The following is a 23,264-nucleotide window of genomic DNA, read 5'->3' on the forward strand; positions in this document are numbered from 1 at the left end:
CCCGAGTCGAGCGGAGGTCAGGTGCGTGAGCCGAGGTGCGCGGAGGCCCCAGTCGGGCGGAGGTAGGCGGGGGAGCCGAGGCGCAGGCGGGATGAGCGCGTGAGGTCAGAGACCCAGCAGCAGTGACACGGCGATGGCGGTCATGACCAGGGCGATGACGCCGTCGAGGATGCGCCAGGCCCGCGGGCGCGCGAACAGGGGTTGCAGAAGACGAGCGCCGTAACCCAGTGCGCTGAACCACAGGATGCTGCCCGCTGCGGCGCCGGCACCGAACAGCCAGCGCGAGTCGCCGTGCGTGTTCGCCACCGTGCCGAGCAGCACGACGGTGTCGAGGTAGACGTGGGGGTTCAGCCAGGTGAGGGCGAGGCACGTGAGGATGGTGGCGGCGAGGCCGGGGGAGGAGCGCTCCTCGCCCGCGGTGAGGGCGGCAGGCCGGAAAGCGCGTCGAGCGGCGAGCACGGCGTACACGAGGAGGAACGCGGCTCCCGCGAGGCGCACGGCGGTGGCGAGCCAGGGCACCGCGTCGAAGACGACGCCGGCGCCGGCGATACCGAGGGCGATGAGCGCCACGTCGGAGAGCGCGCACACCGCCACCACGGAAAGAACGTGGCGTCGCAGCAACCCCTGCCGCAGCACGAAGGCGTTCTGGGCGCCGATCGCCACGATCAGCGAGAGTCCGAAGCCGAGACCGGCCAGGGCTGCCAGCGGGTCGAGGGAGGTTGTGGTCACACCCCGACCCTAAAAGCCGCGCGGGGGCGACTCCAGCTAAATATTCTCATGGATCATTAGAGTGGCTTCATGCGATTCGACCAAGCGCGCCTCGACGCGCTTCGCGCCGCCGTCGATGCCGGAACCTTCGAGGGGGCGGCACGCGAGCTGTCTGTGACGCCGTCGGCGATCAGCCAGCGCATCCGTTCGCTCGAGACCGAGACCGGGCGCGTGCTGGTGCAGCGGAGCAAGCCGGTGCGCCCCACCGCGTCGGGCGAAGTGCTGCTGCGGCTGGCGCGGCAGGTCGACGCGCTCGGGCGCGACGCGGATGCGGCGCTCGGGCGGGAGCGAGCCCCGGGCGACGGCGATGGGGACGACGGCGACGCAGCGCTGCCGCGCCTCGAGCCGCTGTCACTCGCTGTGAACGCCGATTCGCTCGCGACCTGGCTGCTGCCGGCACTGCAACCGCTCGCGGGCGACATCGCTTTTGAGATGCAGCGCGCCGACGAGAGCCGCACCACGGAGTTGCTGCGACAGGGTGCGGTGATGGCGGCGATCACCACCGACCCGGCACCCGTGCAGGGATGCTCGTCGGTGGCGCTGGGGGCCATGCGCTACCGGCCGATGGCCTCTCCGGAATTTGTCGACAGGTGGCTCTCGAGCGGTGGCGCACGCAGGGGCGGCACCGGCGCACAGCGGCTCGAGGGTCTCACGGCGGCGCCCGTCGTGGTGTTCGACCGCTCCGATGACCTGCAGTACCGCTACCTGAGGTTCAGGGGCGTCGAGGCGTCGTCGCCGCCCTGCCACTTCGTGCCGTCGTCGGCCGACTTCGTCGAGGCGGTTCGTCGCGGATTCGGCTGGGGCATGGTTCCTGAACTCCAGGTGCGCGACGACGACTCCCTGGTCGCCCTCGACCCCTCCCACCGCGTCGACGTGCTGCTCCACTGGCAGCAGTGGCAGCTGCACACCGCTGCCCTCGCTCGCACTGCTGAAGCGGTGCGAGTCGCTGCCTCCCGTGCCCTCCGCCGCTGAGCCTCGCAATGGCGGGGGGGGGCTCTCATCCTGACCCCACCGCGCCCGCGAGCGGCCCGCTCACCACGGGATGGTGGGAATTCCGGCGTAGCGCGTCGGCTGCGCGCAGGGGCGGGAGGCGGACCCGCTTGCGCGGGTTCGGGCTCCACCCACACGGGCTCGCAGCTCGCGCGAGAGCGAGCCGGTGCCGGCGGGGTCGGGAGAGTTCCGGCTGGTCAGTTCTGGAGCGACCTCCAGACGCGGTCGCGGGAGATGGGGAGTTCGTGGGGCCGGACGCCGATGGCGTCGCGGACGGCGTTGGCGAGGGCGGGTGCGACCGGGTTGTAGGGCGCCTCGCTCATCGACTTGGCGCCGAAGGGCCCGACCGAGTCTTCGGTCTCGGCGAAGTACACCTCGGTGACGGGCACGTCGGCGAGCTGCGGGAGGTGGTAGCTGCGGAACACCTGCGTGGTGACGTAGCCCTCCTTGAGGATCATCTCCTCGTACAGCGCCGACCCGATCGCCTGCACCACGCCCCCCTCGATCTGCCCACGCAACTGCTCGGGGTTGAGGATCACGCCGGGGTCGGCCGCGTGCACCGACTGCAGGATGCGCACCTCGCCGGTGGTGGTGTTCACCGCCACCCTGAAGCCCTGCACGTTGAACGCGATCGAGCGCTTCGAGCCGTCTTCACTGCCCTCGGCGGTGAGCGACCCCCCGGCGGCGGCCGCGATCTCGGCGAGCGGCACGAAGTGGTCGCCGATGCGCACGCCGTCGGCCTCGAGGTGGCCCTCGCTCCACGCGCCCACGAGCGTCGAAGCCGTGCGCAGGATGGCGGCACGCAGCGACAGCGCAGCGGAGTAGAGCGCCTTGCCGGCCACGACGCTGCCCGCCGACCCGAAGGCGCCGGTGTCGTGACCCGAGGCGTCGGTGTCGGACTGACGGATGCGGATGCGCTCCGCCGCCGTCCCCAGCACACTCGAGGCGATCTGCGTGTGAACCGTGGTGGTGCCGTTGCCGAACTCCGAGGTGCCGACCGCCGCGACGTAGGAGCCGTCTGATTCGAGCGACATCGACACCGTGGAGAAGTGGCCCCGGGGCGGCATCGTCGCGATCATCGCGGCCGCCATGCCTGTCCCGACCCGCCACTCCGAGCCCTCGGGTGCGCTCGCCACCGCCGGGACTGCGCCGCCCGCAGGCATGGCAGCGGTCGCGCCAGGCGCAGCGTCAGCGGAACCCCCGCCGCGGTGCAGCGCGGCCTCGACGAGATCGAGGCACTGGTCGAGGCCGTAGCTGCCGAAGACCAGGTCGTCACCCTCGACGTGTGAGGCCACGAGCGGCTCGCCCGGCTTCACGACGTTGAGGCGGCGCAGCTCGAACGGGTCGATGCCGAGCTCGCGGGCGAGATCGTCCATCGCCGATTCGATGCCGAACGCCACCTGGCCGAGACCGTAGCCGCGGAACGCGCCCGAGGGGATGTTGTTCGTGTAGACCACCTCGGCATCGATCTTCTTGTTCGCAGCCGTGTACAGGCTCACCGTCTCGCCCACGCTGTGGAACATCACGCCGGGGCCGTGGTTGCCGTAGGCGCCGGTGTCGCTCAGCACGTCGACGGCGATCGCCGTGAGCCTGCCGTCGCGGTTCGCCCCCAGCTCGACCTTCACCCGCATGGGGTGACGGCACGGCGCGATGGTGAACTCGTCGCTGCGGGTGAACTCGAACTGCACCGGCTTGCCGGTCTTCAGCACGGCCGCGGTGACGACGTCTTCGGTGAGGATCTCCTGCTTACCCCCGAACCCGCCGCCGACCCGCGCGGTGAACACCCGCACCGAGGCGGGGTCGAGACCGAAGACGTGCGCGAGCTCGTCGCGCACGAGGAAGGGCACCTGTGAGCTCGTGCGAACGACGAGACGCCCGTCGTCGTCGAACCAGCCGACCGAGCCGTGGGTCTCGAGGGCGGCATGGGAGACCCGGTGGGTCTGCCACGTTCCCGACACCCGCACCTCGGAGGCGTCGAGGGCCTCGGCGACCGAACCGATCTCGCTGTGCACGGAGGCGATGACGTTGCGCTCGGGCTCGGCGATGCGTGAGACCTCGGTCGACTTGTCGCCGTGCAGCAGGGGAGCACCTGGGCGTCGTGCGTCTTCGGGGTCGAAGACCGCGGGCAGCGGTTCGTACTCGACCTCGACGAGCCGGCAGGCCGCTTCGGCGATGGCGACGGAGTCGGCGACGACCGCGGCGACCCGCTGGCCGCGGTACCGCACCACGGTGTCGAACAACCGGGTGTCGTCGGGGTCGTCGACGCGGAACTGATGACGCGCCGTCGAATAGAGCCTCGCCGGGGAATCGGCGGACGTGAGCACCGCGTGGACACCGGGGAGCGCCTCCGCCGCAGCGGTGTCGATGGACAGGATGCGCGCGTGCGCGTGGGGACTCTGCACGAGCTTGAGGTGGAGAGCGCCGGGAACCGGCTCGTCGAGCGTGTAGGGCTCGCGACCCGACACGATGCGCCGCGCAGCGGGGGGCCGCACCGAGGTGCCCACGGTGCGCGGCGTCGGCACGCTCGCCGGTGCGTCTTCGGGGAGCCTCGCGACGTCGGCGGGGGCCGTGTTGTCGAGCACGGAGGAATCCGTGCCGACGGCCGCGTCATCGCGGACGGAGAAAGCAGCGTCAGGGGTGGCGCTCGCGACGCCAGACGTCTCGGCATCCTGTGTCGTGCCATCCACCGCGGCGTGCGCCGGTGCACCTGAGGTCGAGCCGCACACGCCACCGCAGCCGCCGGTGCCACCGGCACCCGCAGCATCCGCACCCCCGCGCAGGCTCGCCGCCGCGCAGACGCCCACGCGGATGGAGGTCTCGACGGCCCGGTACCCGGTGCAGCGGCAGAGGTTGCCCTTCAGCAGTCGCGGAAGGTCTCCGAGTTGCTCGGGCGTCAGCGTCGACGCCGTCACCACCATGCCGGCGGTGCAGAAGCCGCACTGGAAGCCGAGGTTGTCGACGAAGCTCTGCTGCACGGGGCTGAGGTCGTCGGGGTCGCCGAGGCCGGCGACCGTCGTGACGATGCGGTCTTCGGCGCGGTAGGCCGGGTAGATGCACGAGTGCACCGGGGTGCCGTCGACGATGACGGAGCACGCCCCGCAGTCGCCCGAGTCGCAGCCCTTCTTGACCTCGTACCCTCCCTGCTCGCGGAGGAAGGTGCGGAGACACTGGCCGGGAGCCGGATCGGCCTCGAGCTGGCGACCGTTCATGACGAATCTCATCGTGCCTCTCCCTCGGAGCCTGCGGTCGCGGGTGCGGTCGGAACGTACCGCTCGGTGGTGTACGCGGAAGGCGGTGCCTCGCCCGGCGGCAGCCCCAGCTCGTTCACGATCTCGAGGGCGAGAGCCGTGGAGACGGAGCGCCGCCAGTCGGCGGCACCGTGCGGGTCGGTGAACCAGCTGTCGATCGCATCCACCCGGGCCGCCACCTCCTCCGCACCGGGCAGCGAGTCGAAGCGGAGCTGCTCCGGTCGCACGGTGGCCCCTGAGACGGTGAGCAGCACCGAGCCGTCTGTGCGGAGCAGCCCGACGATGACTGCTCCCGACCTGCCGAGCGGCGACAGGGCGATCTTGCGATAGGCGCTGCGCGCTTCGAGCGAGCCGGTGGGCACGTGGAACGAGCGCAGCACGTCGCCCGGGCCGAGCACGTTCATGCCGTTGCCTGTGACGACGTGCGCCACCGGTACCCGCTCGTCGGAGCCGTCGGCGCGCCAGACCAACGCATCCGCGTCGAGAGAGGAGAACAGCGAGGTCATGGGGCCGGCGGGGAGCGACGCACACACGTTGCCGCCAACCGTCGCCACGTTCCACACCTTGAACGACCCGAGAAGCGCCGTGCAGCACTGGTAGAAGAGCGGATGCGCGGCCCAGCCGGGCCGAGAAGGCATCGCCGCGAGCTCGGCGAGGGTGCAGGTGGCGGCCACCTCGAGACCGTCGACGCCCGGAACGAGCGACTCCCACCGCAGCCCCATCAGATCGACGAGACCGGTGAGATGGTCTTGCCGCTCGGAGAACAGCCACGAGCCTCCCGCCAACGGTGCGACGCCCTCACCGAGAGCGGCGAGGTCGGACCGGGATCGTGCGGGGGTGATGGCGGTGACGGTGTTGAGATCCACCTGGGGCTCCGTTCGTGTGGTGCTCCCCTCAGTGAACCTCAGGAATGTGTCTGTGATGTAACGCCGCCCTGTTTTGGGGGTAACCCGATTCATCGGTCGACCTGTGGAGAAGTCACGCAGCCGGGCGCGAGGCGCGGCGGGTCAGCCCAGTGCGCCCACCCACTCGGTGCTGCCGTCGTCGAACGACTGCTCCTTCCAGATCGGCACCGTCGCCTTCACATCGTCGACGAGCGCGGCGCAGGCCGCGAAGGCCTCGGCCCGGTGCGCCGACGAGACGGCGGCGCCGAGCGCCAGATCACCGACGACGAGATCACCGACCCGGTGCGTGACGGCGAGCGCCACCTCGGGGTGAGTCGCCGCGACGCGCTCCGCCGCCGCACGCAGGAACGAGGAGGCGTCAGGATGCGCGGTGTACGACAGCGCAGTGACACCGCGGCCCTCGTCGTGGTCGCGCACGACACCCGCGAAGGTCACGACGGCGCCGGCGGTCGCCGTCGCCACGGCGTCGGAGCACTCTTCCACAGTGATCGGCGTCTCGGAGATCCGCGTCAGCGCCACCCGCCCCGAACCCGCTGCGGGGGCACCCGCACCGCCGCTCGCGCCCGCACCGCCGCCCGCGCCAGCGCCCGCACTGGCACCAGCACCGGCACCAGCACCGGCGTCCGCACCCCCGCCACCGCGCGCGTGATCGCCCCCGTGCACCTGATCCACAAGATGATCGAGCACCTCCGCCAGCACCCCGAGCCCGTCGCGCACCCCGCCCCGCGACCCGGGAAGGTTCACCACGATCGTGCGTCCCGCAACTCCGGCGACCCCGCGGGAGAGCACCGAGAGCGGGGTCGCGGAGGTGCCGCGCCGCCTGATCTCCTCCGCCACACCCGGAAGCTCGAGATCGAGCAACGGCCTGGTCTGCTCGGGCGTGCGATCGGTGGGGTTCGCCCCCGTGCCACCCGTGGTGACGACGAGCCCGGCGCCGGAGTCGACGGCGGCGCGCAGCGCCCTGCCGACCGGCTCCCCGTCGGCGACCACCTCCACCGCGACCGCCCATCCGCGGCCCTCGAGCCACTCCCGGATGATCGGTCCGGTCTCGTCGTCGTAGACCCCTGTCGCCGCGCGCGTCGAGGCCACGACGACCCGAGCATCCATCACGCCGCCGTCGCTCATGCCTGCTCCCAGTCGCCGCTCGCTCCACCCGACTTCGCGAGCACCTTCACCTCGCCGATCACCGCGGCGCGGTCGACCGCCTTGATCATGTCGTAGACCGTGAGCGCCGCGATCGAGGCGGCGGTGAGCGCCTCCATCTCCACACCGGTCACACCCGTCGTCTTCACCGTCGCGACGATGCGCACCGACGATCCGGCGGGCTCGAAGTCGACGGCGGCCGAGGAGATCGGCAGGGGGTGGCACAGTGGCACGAGCGACGAGGTCTGCTTCGCGCCCAGGATGCCGGCGACCCGCGCCACCGCCAGCGCCTCACCCTTCGGCAGCTCGCCCGCCACCAGCAATCGCATCACCTCGGGGGTGGTGTGGAGCACAGCCTGCGCGGTGGCCTGTCGCTTCGTCACCGCCTTCTCCGACACGTCGACCATGCGCGCGGAGCCGTCGGCCCCGAGGTGGGTGAGCTCGTCGCCGTCAGCCATCGATCCTCCAGTAGTCGAGTTCGTCGCCCGCCGAGACCTCGGCGGTGCCGACAGGCACGTGCACGAGAACTGTGGAGGCGGCGTAGGAATGCAGCAGGTGACTCGACGGGCCGCCCACGAGTTCGAGTGCTCCGTCGTCGTTCAGCACGCCGCGGCGCAGCTGATGGTGTCCGGCAGGAGAGGTGAACGGATGCGCGGCCGGCGCCCTCCTGTTCTCGCGCAGCACAGGGGAGACCCCCAGCGTGCCCCGGAGAGCCGGGCGCAGGAACGCCTCGAACGAGACGAGTGCGCTCACCGGGTTGCCGGGCAGGCAGACCGTGGGGATCGCCGGGCCGGGGGTGTCTGCGTCGCCGAGCCGCAGCATCCCGAACCCCTGCGGGCCACCGGGCTGCATCGCCACCTTCACGAACGAGACCCCGCGGGGCCCGAGCGCGTCGCGCACCACCTCGCGCACGCCCGCGCTCACGCCGCCGACCGTGACGACGACGTCGTGGTGCGGTGCGTGCTCGTCGAGCAGTTCGAGCAGCACCTCGGCGTCGTCGGATCGGCAGGGCACCGGGGTGACCGCGCAGCCGATCTCGAGCAGTGCCGCCGTGAGTGCTGCGCTGTTGGCGTCGAAGATCTGGCCGGGTGCGAGCAGCGACCCCGGGTCGCGGATCTCGTGTCCCGTCGACACCAGCAGCACCCTGGGGCGGGCGCGCACGGTGATCTCGATGGCTCCGGTTCCGGCGATGACGCCGAACTGGGCGGGGCCGAGTTCGGTCGACGCGGGCAGAAGCACCTCGCCCGTGGCGACGTCGCTTCCGGCGGCACGGATGAACGTGCCCGGGTCGACGGGGGAGGCGAACGCGACGACAGGCGCGGCCGCCGGAGGCTCCGGAGGCCCCGCGGCCTCCGCAGGCGCGGCCTCGCCAGGCACGGTCTCCCGGGCCTGCCCTGCATGATTCTGGCCGGAGCGTGCCTGGCCCCTCACCTGGGACGGGAAGACCGGCGGGTCGGCCCGCTCGATCTGCACGACGGCGTCGGCTCCCCGCGGAACGGGTGCCCCGGTCATGATGGGTGTCGCCGTGCCGCCGAGGTGCTCGCCGGCCGCGTCGCCCGCCGCGATGCGCTGAACGACGCGGAGCGTGACGGGGGAGTCGGCGGTGGCGGAGGCGAGGTCGGCGGCGAGCACCGCGTAGCCGTCCATCTGCGAGTTGTCGAAGGCAGGGAGGCTCGACGGCGCACGCAGGTCGTCGGCGAGAACACGACGACGGTAGAGCTCGGGCGAAGCGGCCATCATCGCCGCGTCGACGGGGAGTGTCTCGATCCCGAGCGCCTCGGAGACGGGCGCGAGCAGCGCCGAGATCTCGCGCCTGTGGTCGTCGATGGTTCGCACGCCTCCATCCTGCCCCACCGGGCGGCGCCCCGGCCCGGCCGTCCGTCGTCCCACTGTGTCCTGTCGCATGCTGCGCCGCGCATCCGCGCATCCGCGCATCCGAGCATCCGCGCTTCCTGGCAGCACCCTCCTTCCTGGCAGCACTCTCCCGTCAGCGGGTTACGCTGAGGGGATGAGCGTCGCACTGGGTATGCCGGGGATGCGCGCGGGCGACCCGCGGCCCTCCGGGCGCGCCGACGGCGGCGTGGCGCAGCTTCCCTCCGAGCGGCCCGCAGTGCCGACCCTGCTCGACCGCTTCGGCCGTGAGGCCACCGATCTGCGCATCTCGCTCACCGATCGCTGCAACCTCCGCTGCACCTACTGCATGCCCGCCGAGGGTCTCCCGTTCCTCCCGCCGCCCGCGCTCCTGTCGCTCGACGAGATCACGCGGCTCGCGCGGATCGCCGTCACCGAGTTCGGGGTGCGGCAGATCCGCTTCACCGGCGGAGAGCCGCTGCTGCGACGCGACCTCGTCGACATCGTGCGCTCCGTCGCCGCGCTCGAGCCGCGGCCCGAGATCTCGCTCACCACGAACGCCATCGGCCTGGCCTCCCGCGCCCAGGCGCTGGCCGAGGCCGGGCTCGACCGGGTGAACGTGTCGCTCGACTCGATCCACCCCGACACCTTCGCCGCGATCACCCGGCGACCCTTCCTCGACCGGGTGCTGGCCGGCATCGACGCGGTGCGCGCATCCGGTCTCACCCGCACCAAGATCAACGCCGTGCTCATGCCGGGCATCAACGACGACCAGGCCGTCGACCTGCTCGCCTGGGCGCTTGCCGGAGGGCACCAGTTGCGCTTCATCGAGCAGATGCCCCTCGACGCCGACCACGGATGGAGCCGGGAGTCGATGATCACGGCAGAAGGCATCCGCGAGCGGATCGCCGAGAGGTACCTGCTCACCCCCGACCCGGCGCCACGCGACGGTGCTCCCGCCGAGCTGTTCGAGGTGCGCGAGCACGGAGACGATCGACTGCTCGGACTCGTCGGCGTGATCGCCTCGGTCACCGAGCCGTTCTGCTCCGACTGCCGACGCACCAGACTCACCGCGGAGGGTGCTGTGCGCAGCTGCCTGTTCTCGCACGACGAGATCGACCTGCTCGGCCCGATGCGGGCGGGGGCGGGCGACGCGGAGGTCGCCGACCTCTGGCGCGGAGCGATGTGGGCGAAGCCCGCGGGGCACCGCATGAACGAGCTCGGCTTCACCCAGCCCGAGCGCCCGATGAGCGCGATCGGCGGCTGATGAGCGTCACCTTCACCTACTTCGCGGCGGCCAAAGCGGCCCTCGGTCGGCCCTCGGAGCAGCTCGACGCCGCCGGACGCACGATCGCGTCGGTGCTCGACGAGCTCGCCGCGGGGACTGCCGACGCCGCCACGACGGCGACCGTGCTGGGGCGGTGCAGCTTCCTGCACAACACGCGGGCGACGAAGGAACTCTCGACGGTGCTCGCCGACGGCGACACGGTCGACGTGCTGCCGCCGTTCGCCGGGGGGTGAGGGCGCCAGCCTCGTCGGAGGTACGGCACAGGCTTGCCGGGTGTGCCGGGCGCGGAGGCTGCAGGGCTCGCCGGGTTCGCCTGGATCGTCAGTAGCGGGGCTTGCCTGGTTCGATCTCGCGCACCCAGGCGTCGATGCCGCCACGGACGAACACGACGTCGTCCCAGCCGTTCTGCTGCAGCAGCTGCGCGGCGTGAGCCGAACGCGTGTCGTGGTGGCAGTAGAGCACGACCTTCTCCTGCGGCGGAAGCACCTCGCGGGCCGCGTCGCTCAGCACGTTGCCGAGCGGAACGAGGTGCGCGCCCTCGATGGCGACCAGCTCGTGCTCGTAGCTCTCGCGCACGTCGACCAGCACGAAGTCGGCGTCGCCGCGGTCACGGGCGTCGAGCATCTCCTTGAGCTCGGTGGGGGAGACGGATGCGGGGGAGACGGATGCGGGGGCGGCCGGGCGCGAGGTCTCGGCTCCTGGGGCTGTGGCGCTCGCCGAGGCCGTGGTGGCCGTGGTGGCCGCCTGCCGCTCGAACAGGCGGGTGGCGGGGCTGGAGGCGCCGACCCCCTGCACCTTTGCGTCGTACGGCTCGCCGATGTTCGCGGCGCCGCGGGTCGCTCCCCTCGTGCCAGGGCGGATCGCCGACTTCCCGAACGGCACCTCGCGCCAGCTCGCGTCGAGCGCGTCGTGAACGAGCAGCCGCCCGAGCAGCACCTCGCCCCAGCCGCCGAGCAGCTTCAACGTCTCGGTCGCCAGCACGGCACCGACAGCGGCGCACACCGGACCCAGCACGCCGGCGACGGCGCAGCTCTCGGCGGGATCGGAACCCTGCTCGGGGTAGAGGTCGTCGAGTGTGCGGGCACCGTCGCCCTCCGCCGTGGCCCAGAAGACCGTGGCCTGCCCGTCGAAACGCAGCACCGAACCCCACACCATGGGTGTGCCGACGAGGGCGCAGGCGGCGTCGATCACGTACTGCACCTCGAAGTTGTCGGTGCCGTCGACCACCACGTCGTACTCCGAGACCAGTTCGAGCACGGTGTCGGGCGTGATCTCGACATCATGCTCGATCACCTCGACGAGGGGGTTGAGGGCGCGCACCGCCGCTGCGGCCGACGCGGTCTTGCGGGAGCCGACCGCCGCATCCGGGTGGATGGTCTGGCGCTGCAGATTCGAGACCTCGACGGTGTCGTGATCCACGATGCCCAGCGTGCCGACGCCGGCGGCGGCGAGGTACTGCAGCACCGGTGATCCGAGGCCGCCCGCGCCGAGCACGACGACGCGTGAGTTCTTCAGCCGTCGCTGCCCCTCCAGGCCGATGTGGGTCAGCGAGATCTGGCGCGCGTAGCGGACGAGCTCGGCTCGTGTGAGCTCGGCTGCCGGGGAGACGAGGGCTTGGCGGGGCATCGGAGTCCTTTCTGCACAACCAGCGTAGGCGGCGGATCCGTCAACAGTGTCGCCGCGCCGACCGTGATCGGGCGGGCGATTCGATACCGTAGTGCTCACCGCTCGGGCAGTCCCGCTCGTCGGCCGCAGCGAAAGGGGTGGCGCGTGTACTTGAAGAGCCTCACCCTCAAGGGCTTCAAGAGCTTCGCCAACCCCACCACCTTCGCCTTCGAGACCGGCGTCACCTGCGTCGTCGGTCCGAACGGCTCGGGAAAGTCGAACGTCGTCGACGCGCTGGCCTGGGTGATGGGGGAGCAGGGGGCGAAGACGCTGCGCGGCGGGAAGATGGAAGACGTCATCTTCGCGGGCACCTCGACCAAGGGCCCGCTCGGCCGGGCCGAGGTCACGCTCACCATCGACAACGCCGACGGCGCGCTCCCCATCGACTACAGCGAGGTCACCATCTCGCGCACCCTGTTCCGCAACGGGGGCAGCGAGTACGCCATCAACGGGGAGGGGTGCCGCCTGCTCGACGTGCAGGAGCTGCTCTCCGACTCGGGGCTCGGGCGTGAGATGCACGTCATCGTCGGTCAGGGCCAGCTCGACGCCGTGCTGCACGCCACCCCCGAGGGCAGGCGCGGATTCATCGAAGAGGCCGCCGGCATCCTGAAGCACCGCCGCCGCAAGGAGAAGACGGTGCGCAAGCTCGACGCCATGCAGGGCAACCTCACGCGGTTGAGCGATCTGGCCGGGGAGATCAGGCGCCAGCTCAAGCCGCTCGGGCGGCAGGCCGAGGTGGCCAAGCAGGCGCAATCGATCGCCGCTATCGTTCGCGACGCCAAGGCACGACTGCTCGCCGATGAGGTGGTGGGCCTGCGGGCCGCCCTCGACGCCGCGGCCCGCAGCGAGAACGAGCGCCACACCGAGCGCCTGGTGCTGCAGGAGCGGCTCGAGCAGAACCAGCTGCGCATCGGCCGCCTCGAGCAGGCGCAGGTGGGCGATGCCGTCGACCTCGCACGGCGCACCGCATTCGGTCTCGAGTCGGTGCAAGAACGCCTGCGCAACCTGTTCAATCTAGCCACCCAGCGTCTCGCGCTGCTCGGCGGCGAAGAGGGTCTTCCCGAGGCGTCGCCGAGCGTCAGCCCGGGAATGGTCGCCGACTCGCGCGACGAAGCCGAGCGACTTCAGGGCGAGGTGCTCGCCTCGCAGCAGCGATGGGAGGCGGCGCAGCAGGCGACTGCCGCGGCGAGGGCTGCGCTCGACGCGCTCGACGAGCAGATCGCCTACCAGAGCTCCCTCGTGTCGAAGCACGACCTCGAGCTGTCGAAGCTCACCGGCCAGCTCGAGTCGGCCAACTCCCGGCTCGCCGCCGTGCGCGGCGAGGTGCTGCGGCAGGGCAATGCCCTCGAGGCGGCCGAAGCCCGCCGTGAACGGGCCGCCGCCGACTACGCCGAGGCCGAGGAGGAGTCGGCCGAGTCGGAGCTCGACGCCACCGGCCTCGACGAGGGGTACGAGTTCGCGCAGTCGCAGGTGTTCGAGGCCGAGGCCGAGATCGAACTGCTGCGTGAAGAGCTACACACCCACGAGCGCGAGCGCGATGCCCTCGCGGCGCGCACCAGCGCGCTCGGCATGGCACTCGACCAGAAAGACGGATCGGCAGAGCTCGTCGCCGCGCGCCTGGAGGGCATCGCCGGTCTCGTCGCCGAGCACATGAAGGTTTCGCCCGGTTACGAGGCCGCCGTCGCCGCAGCGCTCGGCAGTCTCGCTGACGCAGTGCTCGCGAACGACCAGGGTGCGGCGGTGGCGGCGGCCTCCGCGGCGGCTGCGGGTGACATGGGGCGGGTCGAGCTCGTCATCGCGCGGCCGGGCGCGGGTTCTGGTCCGGGCCCAGGTCAGGGTTCGTCCTCGGCAGCGGGTTCGGGTGCAAATGACGAGGGACCGGCCGTCGGCGGCGGCGCGAATGGTGCCGGTGGAGGCCGCGACGGCTTGGGCCTGGGTACCGCAGCGCTGCTGCTCGAGCGTGCCCGGGCGTCCTCCGACCGGAGCGCCGTCGACGGGGTCGTGCCCGCCGTCGACGTCGTCACCGCACCCGACGGGGTGCTCGGGGTGCTCGGCGCGGTGGCGGTGGCCGACGATCTCGAGTCCGCACGTGCGGCCTGGGCGGCGCTCGAAGAAGCTGCGGCCGGCAGTGCGGGGTCGTCCGGTGTCCGCGGTGGCTCCGGGGCGACGGGCGGGACAGATCTCGCTGCCTCGCAGCTCGCCTCGCTCACCCTGGTGACGAAGGCGGGGGAGGTGCTCTCGCGCTATGTGCTCCGCGGCGGGTCGGGGGCGACACGCTCGCGCATCGAGCTCGTCGCCGAGCGCGACTCGGCGGCGGCGCTGCTCGCCGAGGAGCACTCGATCATCGAACGGGCTCGCTTCGAGCTGGCCGAGCAGCGTGGCGTCGTGCAGGTGGCGAAGGAGCAGTCGCAGAGGGCGCTCACGGCGCTGCGCGAGTTCGATGCGAAGCTCGCCTCCCGCAGCGAACGGGTGAGCCGGCTCAAGGCGCAGCTCGACGCCTCGGTCGCCGAGCTCGAGCGTCTCGGCAAGTCGTCGAAGCTCGCCGAGGAGAACGTCGCCCAGGCGGAGCAGGCCGCCGAGAAGGCCCGGGCAGAGCTCGACGTGGTGAGGGCGCGTCCGCGGCCGATCCTCGACGCCAGTGCTCGGGAGGGGCTGCTCGCCGAGCTCGAGTCCGCGCGCGAGCGCGAGGTCGAGGCCCGGCTGGGTGTCGAGACGGCCCGCGAGCGGGTTCGCGCCGAGCAGGCGAGAACGGCCGCGTTGGAGCGGCAGCTCGAGGCCGATCGTGCGGCGGCCGAGGCCGCGGCGCGGCGTGCGGTCATCCGTCGCCGCCAGATCGCCGCGGCGACCGACGTGGCCGAGGCACTGCCCGCGGTGCTCGACTCCGTCGACCGCTCCGTCGCCGAGGCGCGGCTCGAGCTCTCGCAGCGCGAGGCCGAGCGGGCGCAGCAGAACGAGGAGCTGCTGGCTCTGCGACGTGAGGAGGCGACTCTCCGCGAGCGGTTGCAGGCCATCACCGAGAACGTGCACGGGCTCGAACTGCAGATCTACGAGAAGAAGCTCCACCTCTCGGGCCTCCTCGAACGGGCAGCGAGTGAGCTCGGGCTCGTCGAAGAGGTGCTCGTGGCCGAGTACGGGCCCGACCAGCTCATCCCCGACGACTCCGCCGTCGCGATCATCGACACCAGCCAGGCCGCGGTGCGTGCCGCCACCGAGCAGCTGGAGGCCGATCGTCTGGCGGCCGAGAGCGACGACGACGAAGCCTTCCGGGCCATCGTGCCTGAGATGTCGTCACGCGCATCCGGTGTCGGCCCGGTGCCGGCAGACGATGACGGGGTCACGGCTGCGAGCGACGGCAGTGCGGGGGTCGCCGCCGACTCCGAGCCCGCCGAGCCCTCCGAGCCCGAGGGTCACCCGTTCGTGCGTGCCGAGCAGCAGCAGCGACTGGCGAAGGCCGAGCGCAAGCTCGCCGAACTGGGGCGCGTCAACCCGCTCGCCCTCGAGGAGTTCGACGCCCTCGAGCAGCGGCACCGCTTTCTGACCGAGCAGCTCACCGACCTCACCAACACCCGCAAAGACCTGCTCACGATCATCGACGAGATCGACGAACGGATGCAGTCGATCTTCGAGAGCGCCTTCGCCGACACACAGGAGGCCTTCACGAAGGTCTTCCCGGTGCTGTTCCCGGGCGGCACCGGGTCGATCTCGCTCACCGATCCCGACAACCTCCTCACCACCGGCATCGAGGTGAGCGTCAAGCCGGCCGGCAAGAAGATCGAGCGCCTCTCGTTGCTCTCGGGCGGCGAGCGGTCGCTGGCGGCAGTAGCCCTCCTCATCGCCATCTTCAAGGCGCGCCCCAGCCCGTTCTACATCATGGACGAGGTGGAGGCCGCCCTCGACGACGCCAACCTCGGCCGGCTCCTCACCATCTTCGAAGACCTCCGCGCCACCAGCCAGCTCATCGTCATCACCCACCAGAAGCGCACCATGGAGATCGCCGACGCCCTCTACGGCGTCTCCATGCGCCAAGACGGCGTCTCCGCCGTCGTCGGCCAACGCGTCGCCCCCGACCGCGCCGCCTCCTGACCCGCGCCCCAGCGCGAAGTGCTCTTCGTGGGCGGGAGAGGGCACTTTGTGCGACCAACCCGCCTCTCGCGCCACGCAGCCACCACCGACCCGTCGCAAAACGCCCCCTCCGACGGGCGGAAGGGGCGTTTTGTGACGGGTCGATGACCGCGCGGCGCGAGTCGGGCCCGCGGGCCCGGCTCAGCGCGCGCTCAGTGGGTGGAGGGCTCGGTCTCCACCTCGGTGCGGTCGCCCGACCACAGGGTGTGGAAGGTGCCCTCGCGGTCGACGCGCTTGTAGGTGTGGGCGCCGAAGAAGTCGCGCTGCCCCTGCACGAGCGCGGCCGGGAGCCGCGTCGACGCGAGCGAGTCGTAGTACGACAGCGCCGCACCGAAGCCCGGGATCGGCACGCCCGACAGCGCCGCCGTCGACACCACGCGCCGCCACGCGGCCTCGCCGTCAGCGACCGCCGAAGCGAAGTACGGGTCTTCGAGCAGCGTCGCGAGCTGCGGGTTGTTCTCGTACGCCTCGACGATCCGGTTGAGGAACTGCGCGCGGATGATGCAGCCCGCCCGCCAGATCTTCGCCACAGCACCCTTGTCGATGTCCCAGTCGTACTGCGCGGCGCCCGCGATGATCTCGTCGAAGCCCTGCGCGTAGGCGACGACCTTCGAGGCGTAGAGGGCGGCACGGATGTCGTCGGCGAACGAGTCGACGTCCACCGAGACGACCGACGGCCGCGAGGTGACGACACCCTGCACCGCCGCGCGCTGCTCGGGCTTCGACGACACCGAGCGCGCGAACACGGCCTCGGCGATGCCGCCCACCGGCACGCCCAGGTCGAGGGCGTTCTGCACGGTCCATGATCCGGTGCCCTTGGCTCCGGCCTGGTCGAGCACGATGTCGACGAACGGCTTGCCCGTGTCGGCGTCGACCTGGCGCAGCACCTCGGCGGTGATCTCGATGAGGTACGACTCGAGGTCACCGGAGTTCCAGGCGTCGAACACCTCGGCGATCTCGGCCGGCTCGCGGCCGGTCACCGTGCGGAGCAGGTCGTAGGCCTCGGCGATGAGCTGCATGTCGGCGTACTCGATGCCGTTGTGCACCATCTTCACGAAGTGACCGGCGCCGTCGGTGCCGATGTGGGTGACGCAGGGCTCGCCCTCGGCCACGGCGGCGATCGACGCGAGGATGGGGCCGAGCGTCTTGTACGCCTCGGCGGTGCCGCCGGGCATGATCGAAGGGCCGTTCAGCGCGCCCTCCTCGCCGCCCGAGATGCCGGTGCCGACGAAGTGGATGCCGGTCGCCGACACGTCTTTCTCACGGCGGATGGTGTCGTGGAAGTTCGCGTTGCCGCCGTCGACGATGATGTCACCGGGCTCGAACCGCTCGGCCAGCTCGGAGATGACGGCGTCGGTGCCTGCCCCCGCCTGCACCATGATGATCGCGGTGCGCGGCTTCGCGAGCGACGCGACGAAGTCGTCGATCGACTCCGAGGCGACGAAGCCGGCCTCGGGGTGCTCGGAGACGAGCTTGCGGGTGCGCTCGGGGGAGCGGTTGTAGACGGCCACCGTGTTGCCCTCGCGGCTGGCGAGGTTGCGGGCCAGGTTCGATCCCATCACCGCCATCCCGACGACTCCGATGTTGGCGGTTCCCGACGCTTCAGACATGCGTGTTGCTCCTTGGAAGAGGTGGATGGCTCCAGCGTAGTAGAGCGCATGCGGTAGGCTGGGCGACTGAACTTCGGCGAGGGATGCCGCAGCGGGTCCGTGAGGGCCGGCACGAGCATCCGTTATCGACGCGGTGGGCTGGACCTTGAACCGTCTTTCCTCTCGCTTCACGCGGTCGAGTTGAAAATCATACGAATCAGGCGGGCCACGATGCTCGCCGCAGAAGGAGAACATCATGGCTGACGAGAACAAGGTCTCTGCGGAGGTCCGCACCCAGTTCGGCAAGGGAGCGGCCCGCCGCATCCGTGCCGCCCACAAGATCCCCGCCGTCATCTACGGCCACGGCACCGACCCGCAGCACGTGACCCTGCCCGGTCACCAGACCGCGCTCATCCTGCGCAAGGCGAACCAGGTGCTCGAGCTCGACATCGACGGTACCGAGCAGCTCGCCCTGGTCAAGGACGTGCAGAAAGACCCCGTGCTGCAGATCATCGAGCACATCGACCTCATCGTCGTGCGCAAGGGCGAGAAGGTTCAGGTCGAGGTGCCCGTGCACCTCGAGGGCGAGTCCTTCTCGGGCACCATCGCCACGCAGGATGCGGCTACCGTGCTGCTCGAGGTCGAGGCCACGAACATCCCCGAGCGCATCGTGCTGTCGATCGAGGGCCTCGAGGAGGGCACCCTGGTCCACGCGAAGGAGCTCGAGCTGCCCAAGGGCGCGACCCTCCTGAGCGAGGAGGACATGGTCGTCGTCGGCATCACCGTGCCCGTCGCCGAGTCCGACGACGAGGCGCCCGCCGAGGGCGAGGGCGAAGAGGAGTCGGTCACCCCGGCTCCCGAGGCCGAGTAGCACCCCTCCGTATGAGCGCATCCGATCTGTGGCTCGTGGTCGGGCTCGGCAACCCCGGGCCCGGCTACGCGGCCAACCGGCACAACGTCGGCCAGATGGTGGTCGACGAACTCGCCGGCCGGATGCGCGCATCGTTCAAGCCGCACAAAGCGAACGCGCGGGTCGCCGAAGGACGAACAGTCCCCGGGGGCCCGCGCTTCGTGCTCGCGAAGCCGAACACCTACATGAACGTGTCGGGCGGGCCGACCAACGGCCTGCTCAAGTACTACGGTCTGGCGCCCGAGCAGCTCATCGTGGTGCACGACGAGCTCGACATCCCCTACGACACCCTCAAGCTCAAGCAGGGCGGCGGCCACGGCGGCCACAACGGCCTGCGCGACATCATCGCCGCCACCGGCAGCAGCGACTTCGTGCGCGTGCGCGTCGGCATCGGGCGGCCCCCCGGCCGGCAGCAGGCCGCCGACTTCGTGCTGCAGAACTTCTCCGCCACCGAACGCGACACCCTCCCCAACCTCATCGTCGACGCAGCGGATGCGGTCGAACTGATCGCCGGCTCCGGCCTCACCGCCGCCCAGCTGAAGGTGCACACGGGCTAGTCGTCAGGTCGTCGTGAGGCCGATCGTCAGTGCCACGTAGAGCACCAGGCACACGACAGGGGCGGCCGCGGAGATCGCGATGGCGGCGACACCCCAGGCGCGGCCGCGGCGCCGGACCGCGGCGACGATGCCCTGGACGAGGGCCCACAGGCCGAACCCGGTTCCGAGCGTGAGGAACGTCGCGAGCTCTCCGCGCAACTCGGCGGCGGTGTCCAGCTGGGACGTGGTGGGCCGGCTGACGTCGACGGCACCGGTCGCCGCCTCGCGGATGAAGTCCGCAGCCGCGACGCAGAGGAGAGTCACCGCCAGAGTGGTGCCGACGAGCACGACGAGACTCATGACGAACGCGACCACGCCCGCCGTGCGTGGCTCCGTGCGAGCGGTGCGGGCCGTGCGGTCGCGGTCGACCACGTCTGATGAGTAGGCGTTCTCCGTCATTCTTCCCCCGGCTCGGCCCCGCCGACCTTCCCCCGGAAGTACGGCTGTCGTCATGGTAGTCCCCGCGCGGCCTCGGTGCGGAGACGTCGACCCGGCTCGCACCCGGTGTCGGTGGGGGCGCGTAAACTCGCAGGCATGCTTCAGGGCCTGATCTCTGCGCTCTCGCGCGCCTCCACGGTGGAACGAGGGCTGGCGAACGCCGGCCGCGACAGCGATTTCTCAATGCCCGAGGGCATCCGCGGGCCGTTCCTCGCCGCCATGCTCGGCCGTCGCGTCGAGCGGGGTCTCCCGGCGGCGATGCTCGTCGTCACCGCCACCGGCCGCGAGTCGGAGAAGCTCCGCGAGTCGCTCTCGAGCTACCTGCCCGCCGCGTGCATCGTCGAGTTCCCGGCCTGGGAGACGCTGCCGCACGAGCGCCTCAGCCCGAGCGCCGAGATCGTGGGCCGACGCATCGACGCCCTGCGGCGTCTGGTCGACTGGCAGCGCGCATCCGACGCCGGGCAGAACCCCGACCCGATCGTGGTCGTCGCCTCCGTGCGCGCGGCCCTGCAGCCGATCGCCGCGAACCTCGCCGACCTCGACCCCATCGTGCTCGAGAAGGGCGCCCGCGGCTTCGACCTCTCGGCGCTGTCGCTGCAGCTGGTCGAGCTCGCCTACTCGCGCGTCGACATGGTGACCAGGCGCGGCGAGTACGCGGTGCGCGGCGGCATCCTCGACGTCTTCCCGCCCATCGCCGACCACCCCTACCGCGTCGACTTCTTCGGCGACGAGGTCGACGAGATCCGTGCGTTCTCGGTGGCCGACCAGCGGTCGCTGCCCGACGCCGTCGAGCAGGTCGTGCTGCCGCCGAGCCGCGAGCTGCTGCTCAGCGACCCGGTGCGACAGCGTGCCCGTGAGATGCAGCACGAGTTCCCGAGCCTCGCCGGCATGCTCGAGAAGATCTCGGCGGGCATCCCGGTCGAGGGCATGGAGTCGCTCGCGCCCGCCCTGCTCGACCAGCTCGTCACCATCGCCCACTACCTGCCCGAGGGCGCCGCCGTCGCCGTCGTCTCGCCCGAGCGGGTGGCGACGCGCGCGGTCAACCTCTCCGAGACGAACCGCGAGTTCCTCGCCGCCGCCTGGACGGCGGCCACCGCCGGGGCCGAGGCCCCCATCGACCTCGCCTCGGGCGAGTTCATCACCCTCACCGACCTGCGGCACGCGGCCGGCACCGGCCGCCCGTGGTGGACGCTCAGCGAGTTCCAGCAGGGCCCCGACGAGAGCGAGGTGCTGCCCGAGCACCGCGAGCTCGAGGAGCACCTCACCATCCGCATCCAGGCCGACGCCGTGCCGAGCTTCTCCGGCAACGCCGACGGCGCCATCGCGCACGTGGCGAGCCGCCTCGCCGACGGCTGGGTGGTCGTCGTCGCCGCCAAGGGCCAGGGGCTCGTCGAGCGCGCCGCCGACGTGCTCGGCGAACGCGAGGTCGCGGCGCGCATCGTCGACGACCTCCCCGCCGACCCCGAGACGGGGGCCGCCTACCTCGTGCAGGCGGGCGTCGAGCACGGCTTCGAGCTGCCCGAACTCAAGATCGCCCTCATCGGCGAGACCGAGTTCTACGGCCGCACCGTCGGCTACGACAACCGCCAGGTGAAGAAGCTCGCGAGCCGGCGCAAGAACGTCGTCGACCCATTGCAACTGAAGGCCGGCGACTTCGTCGTGCACCAGACCCACGGCATCGGCAAGTTCCTCGAGCTCACCCAGCGCGAGGTCTCCTCGGGCGGCCGCAACGCGGTCAAGACCACCCGTGAATACCTCGTCATCGAGTACGCGCCGTCCAAGCGCGGCTACCCGGGCGACAAGCTCTACGTGCCCACCGACCAGCTCGACCTGCTCTCGCGCTACGTCGGCGGCGAGGCCCCCGGTCTCAGCAAGATGGGCGGCAGCGACTGGGCGGCGGCCAAGGGCAAGGCACGCAAGGCGGTGCGCGACATCGCCGTCGAGCTCGTGAAGCTCTACTCGGCGCGCATGGCCTCGAAGGGTCATGCCTTCGGCCCCGACACGCCCTGGCAGCACGAGCTCGAAGAGGCCTTCCCGTTCCAGGAGACCCCCGACCAGCTCACCGTCATCGACGAGGTGAAGGCCGACATGGAGAGGCCCATCCCGATGGACAGGCTGCTCTCCGGCGACGTCGGCTTCGGCAAGACCGAGATCGCCATCCGCGCCGCGTTCAAGGCGGTGCAAGACGGCAAGCAGGTCGCCATGCTCGTGCCCACCACGCTCCTCGTGCGGCAGCACCTCGAGACCTTCCAGGAGCGCTTCGCCGGATTCCCCGTACACCTCAAGGCGCTCAGCCGGTTCCAGACCGAGAAGGAGTCCCGCGAGACCATCGCGGGGCTCGCCGACGGCACCGTCGACGTCGTCATCGCGACCCACCGCATCCTGAGCGACAACATCGCCTTCAAAGACCTCGGTCTCCTCATCATCGACGAGGAGCAGCGGTTCGGCGTGGAGCACAAGGATGCACTGAAGAAGCTCAAGACGAACGTCGACATCCTCGCCATGAGCGCCACGCCCATCCCGCGCACGCTCGAGATGGCGGTCACCGGCATCCGCGAGATGTCGACGCTCGCGACGCCGCCCGAAGACCGGCATCCCATCCTCACCTTCGTCGGGCCCTACTCCGACAAGCAGGTGGCGGCCGCGATCCGGCGCGAGTTGCTGCGCGAGGGACAGGTGTTCTTCGTGCACAATCGGGTGTCGTCGATCAACAGGGTCGCCGCGCAGCTCGCCGAGCTCGTGCCCGAGGCGCGCATCGCGGTGGCGCATGGGCAGATGAACGAGCACGTGCTCGAGCAGGTCATCGTCGACTTCTGGGAGCGCAAGTTCGACGTGCTCGTGTCGACGACCATCATCGAGACGGGCATCGACATCGCCAACGCGAACACGCTCATCGTCGACCGGGCCGACAAGTACGGGTTGTCGCAGCTGCACCAGCTGCGCGGGCGTGTGGGTCGCGGGCGCGAGCGCGCCTACGCGTACCTGCTGTTCGACGAGCACAAGCCGCTGTCGGAGACCGCGAACGACCGGCTCTCGACTCTGGCCGCCAACAACGAGCTGGGCTCGGGCATGCAGGTGGCGCTCAAAGACCTCGAGATCCGCGGCGCTGGCAACCTGCTCGGGGGCGAACAGGCGGGCCACATCGCCGGTGTCGGCTTCGACCTGTACCTGCGCATGATCGGCGAGGCGGTGTCGACCTTCCGCGGCGACGTCGCGGAGGGGCAGACCGAGCTTCGGCTCGAACTGCCCGTCGAGGCGCACATCCCGGAGGACTACGTCGACAGCGAGCGGCTGCGCCTCGAGGCCTACCAGAAGCTCTCCACCGCGTCGGCGCCCACCGCCTCCGACGACTCGATCGACCGTGTCGTCGAGGAGCTCACCGACCGCTACGGCGAGCCGCCGCAGCCCGTGCAGAACCTGCTCGCCGTGTCGCGCCTCCGACGTCAGGCGCAGAAGGCGTCGCTCAGCGAGGTGGTGACGATGGGCTCGAACCTGCGCATCGCCCCCGCCGACCTGCCCGATTCGCTGCAGGTGCGGTTGAAGCGCATGTACCCGGGCTCGAAGTACTTCGCGCAGACCAGCTCGATCTCGCTCCCCATGCCCGTCGTCGACGGCGCCCCCCTCGCCGACGCCGACCTCATCGCCTGGGCCACCCAGCTCCTGGACGCGCTCTTCCCCGCCTCGAAGTCGGAGCCCGCGGGAACGGCGGCGTCGGCGTAGGGCAGGTTCGGCGACGAGTCGCGAGCGCAGC

16 protein-coding genes are annotated in these 23,264 nt (G+C 71.1%); 7 read left to right on the forward strand and 9 right to left on the reverse strand.

Translation table 11 applies throughout. The features are described from left to right. Positions 1–105: 105 nt before the first annotated feature. Positions 106–729 (reverse strand): LysE/ArgO family amino acid transporter, encoded by a 624-nt coding sequence (locus ABFY20_RS07195; protein WP_368499259.1) that lies wholly within the window; start codon positions 727–729, stop codon positions 106–108. A gap of 69 nt (positions 730–798) precedes the next feature. Here ABFY20_RS07195 and ABFY20_RS07200 point away from each other — a divergent pair, with 69 nt between their 5' ends. Further along, the gene (locus ABFY20_RS07200) at positions 799–1,740 is read left to right on the forward strand and encodes a LysR family transcriptional regulator ArgP (RefSeq protein ID WP_368499260.1); all 942 of its coding nucleotides are present in this window, start codon (positions 799–801) and stop codon (positions 1,738–1,740) included. 215 nt (positions 1,741–1,955) lie between these two features. Here the strand turns inward: ABFY20_RS07200 and ABFY20_RS07205 are convergent, their stop codons facing one another. The 5 genes from ABFY20_RS07205 to glp form a co-directional block, all read right to left on the reverse strand. After that, on the reverse strand, positions 1,956–4,979 hold the full coding sequence (locus ABFY20_RS07205; RefSeq protein WP_368499261.1) for a molybdopterin-dependent oxidoreductase: 3,024 nt from the start codon (positions 4,977–4,979) through the stop codon (positions 1,956–1,958). Further along, positions 4,976–5,872, reverse strand: a complete 897-nt coding sequence (locus tag ABFY20_RS07210) for an FAD binding domain-containing protein (protein WP_368499262.1) — start codon at positions 5,870–5,872, stop codon at positions 4,976–4,978. The genes ABFY20_RS07205 and ABFY20_RS07210 overlap by 4 nt, the downstream gene beginning before the upstream one ends. A gap of 141 nt (positions 5,873–6,013) precedes the next feature. Further along, positions 6,014–7,036: a molybdenum cofactor biosynthesis protein MoaE gene (locus tag ABFY20_RS07215; protein ID WP_368499263.1), complete on the reverse strand. Its 1,023-nt coding sequence runs from the start codon at positions 7,034–7,036 to the stop codon at positions 6,014–6,016. After that, a complete protein-coding gene (gene moaC / locus ABFY20_RS07220; protein WP_368499264.1) occupies positions 7,033–7,512 on the reverse strand; it encodes a cyclic pyranopterin monophosphate synthase MoaC in 480 nt (159 codons plus the stop codon). Before moaC ends, ABFY20_RS07215 begins: the two co-directional genes overlap by 4 nt. Next, positions 7,505–8,890: a gephyrin-like molybdotransferase Glp gene (glp, locus tag ABFY20_RS07225; RefSeq protein ID WP_368499265.1), complete on the reverse strand. Its 1,386-nt coding sequence runs from the start codon at positions 8,888–8,890 to the stop codon at positions 7,505–7,507. The genes moaC and glp overlap by 8 nt, the downstream gene beginning before the upstream one ends. A 172-nt stretch (positions 8,891–9,062) precedes the next feature. On the opposite strand from glp, the gene moaA reads away from it, so the two are divergent. Then, complete coding sequence (moaA, locus tag ABFY20_RS07230) at positions 9,063–10,172, forward strand: GTP 3',8-cyclase MoaA (RefSeq protein WP_368499267.1); 1,110 nt, start codon at positions 9,063–9,065, stop codon at positions 10,170–10,172. Then, entirely contained in the window at positions 10,172–10,426 is a 255-nt protein-coding gene (locus ABFY20_RS07235; RefSeq protein WP_368499268.1) for a MoaD/ThiS family protein, read from the forward strand. The genes moaA and ABFY20_RS07235 overlap by 1 nt, the downstream gene beginning before the upstream one ends. An 88-nt stretch (positions 10,427–10,514) precedes the next feature. Here the strand turns inward: ABFY20_RS07235 and ABFY20_RS07240 are convergent, their stop codons facing one another. Beyond that, positions 10,515–11,819 carry a ThiF family adenylyltransferase gene (locus ABFY20_RS07240; protein ID WP_368499269.1) on the reverse strand — a complete coding sequence of 435 codons (1,305 nt, stop codon included), beginning with the start codon at positions 11,817–11,819 and terminating at the stop codon, positions 10,515–10,517. Between the two features lie 144 nt (positions 11,820–11,963). Here ABFY20_RS07240 and ABFY20_RS07245 point away from each other — a divergent pair, with 144 nt between their 5' ends. After that, positions 11,964–15,941: an AAA family ATPase gene (locus ABFY20_RS07245; RefSeq protein WP_368499270.1), complete on the forward strand. Its 3,978-nt coding sequence runs from the start codon at positions 11,964–11,966 to the stop codon at positions 15,939–15,941. A gap of 191 nt (positions 15,942–16,132) precedes the next feature. Here the strand turns inward: ABFY20_RS07245 and gndA are convergent, their stop codons facing one another. After that, positions 16,133–17,590 carry an NADP-dependent phosphogluconate dehydrogenase gene (gndA, locus tag ABFY20_RS07250; protein WP_368499271.1) on the reverse strand — a complete coding sequence of 486 codons (1,458 nt, stop codon included), beginning with the start codon at positions 17,588–17,590 and terminating at the stop codon, positions 16,133–16,135. Positions 17,591–17,825: 235 nt separating this feature from the next. Here gndA and ABFY20_RS07255 point away from each other — a divergent pair, with 235 nt between their 5' ends. Both ABFY20_RS07255 and pth read left to right on the forward strand, forming a co-directional pair. Continuing rightward, positions 17,826–18,440, forward strand: a complete 615-nt coding sequence (locus tag ABFY20_RS07255) for a 50S ribosomal protein L25/general stress protein Ctc (protein ID WP_368499272.1) — start codon at positions 17,826–17,828, stop codon at positions 18,438–18,440. Positions 18,441–18,451: 11 nt separating this feature from the next. Beyond that, positions 18,452–19,036 carry an aminoacyl-tRNA hydrolase gene (gene pth, locus ABFY20_RS07260; protein WP_368499273.1) on the forward strand — a complete coding sequence of 195 codons (585 nt, stop codon included), beginning with the start codon at positions 18,452–18,454 and terminating at the stop codon, positions 19,034–19,036. A 3-nt stretch (positions 19,037–19,039) separates the two neighbouring features. On the opposite strand, the gene ABFY20_RS07265 is transcribed toward pth, so the two are convergent. After that, a complete protein-coding gene (locus ABFY20_RS07265; RefSeq protein ID WP_368499274.1) occupies positions 19,040–19,474 on the reverse strand; it encodes a hypothetical protein in 435 nt (144 codons plus the stop codon). Positions 19,475–19,609: 135 nt separating this feature from the next. Here ABFY20_RS07265 and mfd point away from each other — a divergent pair, with 135 nt between their 5' ends. Next, on the forward strand, positions 19,610–23,233 hold the full coding sequence (gene mfd, locus ABFY20_RS07270; RefSeq protein WP_368499275.1) for a transcription-repair coupling factor: 3,624 nt from the start codon (positions 19,610–19,612) through the stop codon (positions 23,231–23,233). Positions 23,234–23,264: the final 31 nt, after the last annotated feature.

The organism is Herbiconiux sp. A18JL235 (assembly GCF_040939305.1).
Classification (GTDB): domain Bacteria; phylum Actinomycetota; class Actinomycetes; order Actinomycetales; family Microbacteriaceae; genus Herbiconiux.